General features: G+C 52.8%; 3 protein-coding genes. 1 reads left to right on the forward strand and 2 read right to left on the reverse strand.

Annotated elements, in window-relative coordinates; translation table 11 throughout:
- The coding region (locus QCH34_RS11870; RefSeq protein ID WP_300334448.1) for a M48 family metallopeptidase at nucleotides 1–198 on the forward strand (198 nt) is incomplete at its 5' end.
- Nucleotide 199: 1 nt separating this feature from the next.
- On the opposite strand, the gene QCH34_RS11875 is transcribed toward QCH34_RS11870, so the two are convergent.
- Together QCH34_RS11875 and tnpA are read right to left on the reverse strand one after the other, a co-directional pair.
- The gene (locus tag QCH34_RS11875; protein ID WP_300334450.1) at nucleotides 200–1453 is read right to left on the reverse strand and encodes a transposase; all 1254 of its coding nucleotides are present in this window, start codon (nucleotides 1451–1453) and stop codon (nucleotides 200–202) included.
- A partial coding sequence (tnpA, locus tag QCH34_RS11880; protein WP_300334452.1) for an IS200/IS605 family transposase occupies nucleotides 1431–1813 on the reverse strand: 383 nt, incomplete at its 5' end. The genes tnpA and QCH34_RS11875, both read right to left, overlap by 23 nt.

Below are 1813 nucleotides of genomic sequence, written 5' to 3' on the forward strand. Positions count from 1 at the left end.
AAGAACGGGATCATCCTCAATATTCGTCTTGCTCTGGCGCCACCCGTGTACCTGGAGTACACCATTGTTCATGAGGTCTGCCATCTCCGGGAGGCGCATCATCAGAAGCAGTTCTGGGAACTCGTCGAATCAGTCCTTCCCGAATATCGGACTCTTCATGCGAACCTGCAGAAAGAGGGGATGCGGTATGCTTTGTGAACTACCCCCCGCTTGCGCAGGGGGCTTCCTGCGAGTGTCCGGGGATCGATGCGATCTTCAGACCTGTATGTCGCAGATTACCGGTAAACTCCTGGTAGCCCGTCCACAGGGCATTTTGTGATAGGCAGCGTAGCATAATATTGACCGCAGCGTTTCTGTCGCGGTCGAACACGCTACCACAATCACACTGCATAACACGATCTTTGACGGTCATCTCTGGGTGGATTTTTCCACAGCAGCAGCACGTCTTGCTCGTGTACTCTTCGCCGATCTCTATTACCTGTTTACCTGCAAGGATCGCCTTGTAGGTCAGAAATCCGGCAAAACGTGCAAGGTATCCGGTTCCTTGCGTTGACCTGTTCATCGGTTTCGTTGCTGTCTTGGACCTCGGCATCTTTTTCACCGGGAGATCGCCGATAATGATCGTTCCTGCCTTGGTATTCTCAACGAGTTTCTTGCTTACCTTGTGCTGGAAGTCCTTGAGCTGGTTGCTCTTTTTCTTCTCCATCTTTCGCTTGACGGCGTTGTAGCGTTTCCACCTCCGGCTTGGTTGTTTCCCCTTGATCTTCTTGCAGTGATCCCGCTTGGACTGCACGGTATCAATCTTCTTGTTCCAGTACCGATCCGGGCGGATGTTCTGGACTTCAATGAACTTCCCCTGACTGTTGACGGCGGTCTGCTTTATTACTCCGAGATCCCATGCCTGATACTGGCCGTTGTCAACGGGCGTCGGGGGAACGACCTCTTCAACCACGGCAAGATACCATTTCTCCTTGCCATCCTGGAATACCTCAACCTGCTTGACAACCCCAAACTCATGTTCCGGGATGGCAAAGATCAGATCTACCCCTCCCGGCAGCTTGTGCGACAGTTTGATTGAGTCTGTGTCGATCTTGAACCCCGACTGGTTGTGCTTCATAGTGGTGAAATACTTCCGCCCTTTGAATCCCGGGGGTTTTGTATCGGGATCAACCTTGATCAACTCGAAGAACGACCGGTCGTTGGCATCCAGCGTCTTGAGCGTCATCTGCAGGACTTTCGCGTTGACCTTCTTCAGTTCCGGCCACTCTTTCTTGAGTTCCGGAAGATCGTTCTGCTGTTTGATGTAGGTCACGCCTTTGGTTCCGGTAGCGTAGGCATCACGCCGTTCGTTGAGCGCCCTATTGTACAGTCTCCGGTTGATATCGGACAGATCCCACAGGACGGCTGCCTGCTCTTCCGTGGGGTAGATCCTAATCTTCCTTGTCAACTGCATCTCGTTCCTCCGCCTGGCGATCGACATACTTCTTCAAAATGTCCAGCGTGACCTGTCCGGTGGTTGCAAGGAAATAGGATCGTGACCAGAAGGCATCACGCCAGAGCACTTGTTTGACCTCGGGGAAGTTCCGCCGGATCTCCCGTGAGGAAATGGTCTTCAGGGCGTTGATGTACTTCGGGAGATTCAGCGTCGGCCCCGCCTTGAACAGCATGTGGAAGTGATCCGGGCTGCACTCGATGTTGGTGACTTCAACCCCGAAGGTTTCAGAGATGCTGTGGATCTTGGTCTTCAGGAGATCCACATACCGATCATCGACAAAGACTCCTCTCCGGTACTTGACACACTGCACCAAATGGT

This window comes from Methanocalculus sp. (assembly GCF_029762515.1).
Taxonomy (GTDB): domain Archaea; phylum Halobacteriota; class Methanomicrobia; order Methanomicrobiales; family Methanocorpusculaceae; genus Methanocalculus.